Annotated in this window: 5 protein-coding genes; 4 read left to right on the top strand and 1 reads right to left on the bottom strand. The window is 63.0% G+C overall.

The window, feature by feature from the left end; genetic code table 11:
• From SGJ19_20890 to SGJ19_20875, 4 genes are all read left to right on the top strand, one after another.
• Nucleotides 1-934 (top strand): TIGR03000 domain-containing protein (locus SGJ19_20890; protein MDZ4782711.1); only part of this gene is annotated, 934 nt, incomplete at its 5' end.
• 320 nt (nt 935-1,254) lie between these two features.
• Nucleotides 1,255-1,386, top strand: a complete 132-nt coding sequence (locus SGJ19_20885; GenBank protein ID MDZ4782710.1) for a hypothetical protein — start codon at nt 1,255-1,257, stop codon at nt 1,384-1,386.
• Nucleotides 1,386-1,982: a hypothetical protein gene (locus tag SGJ19_20880; protein MDZ4782709.1), complete on the top strand. Its 597-nt coding sequence runs from the start codon at nt 1,386-1,388 to the stop codon at nt 1,980-1,982. Before SGJ19_20885 ends, SGJ19_20880 begins: the two co-directional genes overlap by 1 nt.
• Nucleotides 1,979-3,085: an HTTM domain-containing protein gene (locus SGJ19_20875; protein MDZ4782708.1), complete on the top strand. Its 1,107-nt coding sequence runs from the start codon at nt 1,979-1,981 to the stop codon at nt 3,083-3,085. Before SGJ19_20880 ends, SGJ19_20875 begins: the two co-directional genes overlap by 4 nt.
• On the opposite strand, the gene SGJ19_20870 is transcribed toward SGJ19_20875, so the two are convergent.
• Nucleotides 2,986-5,556, bottom strand: a 2,571-nt coding sequence (locus tag SGJ19_20870; protein ID MDZ4782707.1) for an MMPL family transporter, incomplete at its 5' end; no start/stop codon positions are given. The two genes, SGJ19_20875 and SGJ19_20870, sit on opposite strands and share 100 nt — an antisense overlap.

Here is a 5,556-nt window from a genome sequence, read left to right as displayed (position 1 = left end):
CTCCGGTTCGTCCGGTTCTTCCGGTGGCTCGGGTTCCAGCGGCTCGTCGGGCAGCTGGGGATCGAGCGGATCGAGTGGCGGCTCCAGCGGCGGGTCGAGCGGCGGATGGGGCGCCCGTCGCGCTGCCCGTCGTGCCGCGCACGCTTCGAGCGGCAGCTGGGGTTCGTCCGGCTCGTCCGGCGGAAGCTACGGCAGCTCGGGCTCGTGGGGCAGCTCCGGTTCGTCCGGTGGCAGCTCGGGTAGCTCCGGTTCGTGGGGCAGCTCGGGTTCGTCGGGCGGTTACAGCACCTCGAACGACGTGATCATCGAAGACGGCGCCGTGATCGAAGAAGGCGCTATGCCCGCTACCGAAGGCGCCGCTCCGGCCGCCGAAGGCGTGACGACCGAACCGCAAGCCATGCACAGCGCCGACAGCGCCGTGTTGACCGTCCAGGTTCCGACCAACGCCAAGATCTACGTCAATGGCGTGGCCACGACGAGCGAAGGCGCGGAACGGAACTACGTTTCCCGCGACCTGCGCCCGGGCTTCAACTACACGTATGAACTGCGTGCCGAATTCGTCCGCGAAGGTAAGTCGGTCACCGAGACCAAGTCGGTCACGTTGACGGCCGGCCAGACCGCGCGGGTTGATTTCGAAGCCGAAACCACGAAGACTGCCGCCGCGGGCGAACCGCTGACGACGGTCCTCAAGGTCAATGTGCCGGCGAACGCCAAGGTGTTCTTGGCCGGACACGAGACCGATTCGTTCGGCTCGGTGCGTGAATTCTCCACCAGCCGCCTGAACTCGGGCGACCAGTGGGAAAACTACACCATCCGCGTCGAAGCCGACGTGGATGGCCGGATGGAAACGCAAGAAGAGACGATCACTTTGGCTGCTGGCGATAATCGCGAAGTGAACTTCGATTTCGCCGCCACCAAGGTCGCCTCGAAGTAGTCTTACAAACAGCCTCGCGATGATTCGCCTGTCCCTCTCGGGCGATCAGCGCAAGAACCGTTTGAAATACGAACCCCTCGATTCGGACTTCCGGATCGAGGGGTTTTTTGTTTTATGCCGTCGCGCCGCACACTGCCCAGCGTTGCACGCACGCCACGCGCGCCCGGTTTACGTTCTGTTTTTGCCTCGCCGCGCCGATAAACTGGGTAGACGGTTCGCATCAGGCAGGCTGTGAGGCCGCCGTGTGAGTCCGAGAGAGTTTTCTCGGATACGCAATCACCGCGGGTGCCTGGGGCAGGGGCACACGAGACTCAGTCCCCATGGTCGAACCACTGGGGCTTCGTTTGATCGGTCAGCAGGTCGCCACGATGCCCCAGCGTTATCGGCTTGGTTACTTCCGTCATTCGCCCCAGCCCCAGGCATCCGGCGTCAACTCTTGGAAACGCGACTGATGAACATCGCCTATCCCTCCCTGCGAGCCCGAGTCATCGGCAGCGTGTTGATTGCCTTCCACATGGCGGCGATCATCATCGCTCCGTGGTCGGCGCCGCCGTCGAGTCCTTTGGCGCAAACCGCGGCCAGGCCGTTTCAGCCTTACTTGCAGGCCGGCTACCTGAATCATGGCTATCACTTCTTTGCACCGGAACCGGGCCCCAGTCACCTGGTGCGCTACGAATTGAAGATGCCGGGCGGCAGCGTGAAGTCGGGGCGGTTCCCGGATCTCGCCGAACATCAACCACGCTTGCTCTATCACCGTCACTTCATGTTGACGGAGTTCCTGAATCAGATTCCGCCGGATGAAAAGTCGGCGGAGCAATGGCGAACGCAGCCGGAGTGGCCGTTGCAACAACTGAGCGCAGGGCAACGTCAATTGGCCCGCGGCTACGCCGACCACTTGCTGAACAAACATGGCGCCGCGTCGGTGAAGCTGTATCTCGTGCGGCATCACTTCCCTTCGCCGATCGACGTGCAGAAGGGCATGAAGCTGGACGACGCGAGCCTGTATCAAGAGAAATCGCTGGGCACTTTTACGCGGAACGAATCATGAGCACCGTCGCCTTACGCTACCCGCTCGATCTCGCGCGCTGGTTTTCCGAAGGCTGGAACCGGTTTTGGTTCACGCCGCGCGATCCCGCCACGCTCGGCTTGATCCGCATCCTGGCCGGCGCCATGTTGCTCTACACGCACGCCGTCTGGACGCTCGGCCTGAGCGACTTCATGGGCGCGCAACCGTGGATTCCGCGGGCCTCGGCCGAATACATCTACGGCCCCGACAGCATGCGTTGGACGTGGAGCATGCTGTGGTGGTGCGAATCGCCCGCCGCGCTCTGGACCGTGCATGTCGCCGCCCTCGTGGCGATGTTCTGTCTGACGATCGGCTTTCAGACGCGGATTGCGAGCATCGTGTCGTTCGTGCTCTGCGCCTCGTACGCCAATCGCACCGTGGCCTCGCAGTTCGGATTGGATCAAATCAACGGAATGCTGGCGCTGTACCTGATGATCGGCCCCAGCGGCGCGTGTTACTCAGTGGATCGTCTGATCGCTCGCTGGCGCGCTGGCGAGAAGTTGCCGCTGCCCGCGTCGAGCGTGATGGCGAACATCGCCACACGGTTGATTCAGTTGCATATGTGCGTCATTTACTTCAACGCCGGCCTGTCAAAACTGCAAGGCGGCATGTGGTGGGACGGCTCGGCGCTCTGGGGCGCGGTGGCGAACCTGGAATACCAGTCGCTGGACCTGACCTGGCTCTCCAATCACCCGTATGTCATTAGCTTCATGACGCATACGACCATCATCTGGGAAATCTCGTTCTGTGCGTTGATCTGGAACCGGATGCTGCGGCCGCTCGTGTTGCTCGTGGCGATTCCCTTGCACCTCGGCATTGCCTTCGGCATGGGCATGATCACCTTCGGCTTCGTAATGCTGTACGGTTGCCTGGCGTTCGTCGAGCCCAGCTTTGTGCGCGGCATCGTCGACCGCTGGCTGCGGGGCGCGCAGGTGCTTCCGGACGCGGAGTTGAATTCGCTTGAATCCGGCGAGAAGGCGGAAGCTCAGCGACCCACAACGGCGCCGGGCGCGGGAGCGCGACTGCGGCGCGGTCCACGTGCAGATACTTTGACGACCGGAGCGCGGGCATCCGAATCGCGCTGACGTCGCCGTCCAAGCAACGTCAGAATTGCCGGCAGCATGACCAGCGACGTGAACATCGACGTTGTCATGCCAAGCGTGAGTACGCGACCGAGGCTCTGCAGGCCTTGATGCTCGGAGATCATCAAGCTGCCGAAGCCGACGATCTCTTGCAGCGACGACAGCAACACGCTTACCGCGGTCGAGTTCGACATCCGGTACGCGCCCGGCTGGCTCCGGTAGTCGTGGATGATATGAACGCCTTCGTCGATGCCGATCCCGAAGATCAGCGGCAACACGATCATGTTGGCCGGATTGAGCGGCACGCCGAGCCAACCCATCAGGCCGAACATCTGCAACATGCCGACCGCGAGCGGCAAGAACGCCAACAGCACGTCGCTGAATCGGCGGAAGTCGATGGCCAGCACCACGCACGACGCGATGAACGCATAGAGCATGGCAGTCTGGTAGCTCTCCTTCATCTCACGCGAGGCCTCGAAGGCCTGTAGCGGTTCGCCCGTGACTTCCGGATCGACCGTGCGCAACTCAGCAACAAAGGTTTCCAACGTGGCGCGGTTCCAGATATCGCCGCGGCCGTACACCTTAAGCAAGTGCATTCCCTGCGGACTGCGAAAGCGCCGCACCAGGCTCTCCGGCAGATCGTCGAACGACGGCGCTGAAGCCGACGACGCATCGCGCACCATTTCGAGTCGCCGCAACCCTTCGGCCGCCAGCGTCTGCTGATAGCGCGTCATGCGGAGGAAATAATCTTCCGGCCGCGTGGCGAACAGCAAGTCACGCACAGTCGAAAGTTGCTGCGCGACATGCGCGAGCTCCGGCGTCGCCGCGGCAGCTTGATAGAGATCGGTGACCGCCTTCGCTAATCGCGCCGGTTGCTCCACCGGCACGAGGGGAACATTCACCGGCAAGGTATTCAGCTTTTCATGAATGGCGGCGATCTGCTGCGCCTTCTCCGGTTGCTCGACGCCGACCAGCGAGACGATTTCCTCGACGCGATCGACCGTCGCAAGTTGTAGGAAACGCTGCTTCCGCGCGAGCAATTCGGGCACATCGCCGGCGATGGAGACCGCGTACCAGGTGTTTTGGTCGGAGTCGGCCAGGAGTTTGCGTTCCAGGTCGACGCTTTCCAGGCCCTGCGATTGCAGGTTCAGCAAGTTGTGGTCGTACCAGACACGCGGCGCGCCGGCCGTCAGGGCGCCGGTCACCACGACGCTGGCGACCAAAATCCAGCCGGGATTTCGCAACATCGCCACGGACCAGCTGCCGACATCCAGCGGCGCCGCGACGAACACGCGCGGGCGTTTGCGATCGCTCAGCACCAACATCGCCGGTAGCACGGTCACCGCGGCGACGAAGCAAAGCAGAATGCCGCCGCCGGCGATGATCCCTAGTTCTGCTACGCCGGGGAAGTCGGTCACTCCGGCCGTAAAGAATGCGAGCGCCGTCGTCACGGCGCCGGTCGTGATGCCAGGGCCGATGCCGATCGCGGTCTTGCAAAGTGCGTCGTCCAGCGTTTCGCGCTCGATGCGCAATTGCAGATACCGCGCGACGTAATGAATGCCAAAATCCATCCCGAGCCCGATGAGGAACACCGAGAACGAGACGCTGAGGATGTTCAGATGGCCAATGACGAGCGTCAGGTAGCCGAACGACCAGGCCATGCCGATCAGCAGTGTGATCGACGTCCAAAGCGGATGCCGCCAACCGCCGAGGATCGCCACGAACACAGCCGCGACGCCGATGAACGAGATAATGTTGGCCAGCGACATATCGCGCTGGCTGACGCGCATCTCGTCGTTCTCCATGATCGGCAAACCGGTCAGGCCGATGCGCACATTCGGATGACGCGGCTGCACTTCGGCGACGATCGCGCGCAAGGCGTCGATCGCTTCGCTGCCTTGCACGAAGCCTTCATCTTTGTTCACCACGCGCAGCAACAGCAATCCCAGCCGCCCGCCGTCAGCAGAAAGATACTCCGTCGGCAAGGCATCGGAGGACAACATCCCCTCCGCGAAGGGGCCGGACGCCGTCGGCGGCGGAGATTGATCGGTGAGCGCGCGTTCGAGATGATCCAACAAGGGGCGCAACGCATCGAGGCGCGCTTCCGCGGTGACCGGACTTGCCCGCGCGCCGTCGCTCCAGGCCGCGCCGGCCGCCATGAGTTGCCCGCCGAAGTTGAGTTGCGACCAATCGCCGCCCAGCATCGGCGAAGGCTGTTGAACCGATTTCGCCAACGCGGCGAGTTGCTCGTCGGACGCTAGATGCAGCCCCTTGGCCGCCAACTTGCTCGTGTCGATCTTGTACAGCAGCGACTCGAACAGCCGCTCCTCACGGGCGAGGATTTCGCCCAACTCATCGACGACCGGCCGGACCGCTGCCGAGGAGCCGCCCTCGACGACCACGACCACGTCTTCCGCATCGCCGAATTCGCTCAGGTAGTTGAGCCAACGGCGGTTGTATTCGCTCGTGGGGCT

The organism is Planctomycetia bacterium (assembly GCA_034440135.1).
Lineage (GTDB): Bacteria > Planctomycetota > Planctomycetia > Pirellulales > JALHLM01 > JALHLM01.
Note: the sequence above shows the minus strand (reverse complement) of the source record. Positions and strands in the feature narration are given on the sequence as shown.

Coding starts and splice junctions, on each gene's coding strand:
- SGJ19_20880 (MDZ4782709.1), top strand. CDS start 1,386: ATGAACATCGCCTATCCCTCCCTGCGAGCCCGAGTCATCGGCAGCGTG.
- SGJ19_20875 (MDZ4782708.1), top strand. CDS start 1,979: ATGAGCACCGTCGCCTTACGCTACCCGCTCGATCTCGCGCGCTGGTTT.
- SGJ19_20885 (MDZ4782710.1), top strand. CDS start 1,255: ATGGTCGAACCACTGGGGCTTCGTTTGATCGGTCAGCAGGTCGCCACG.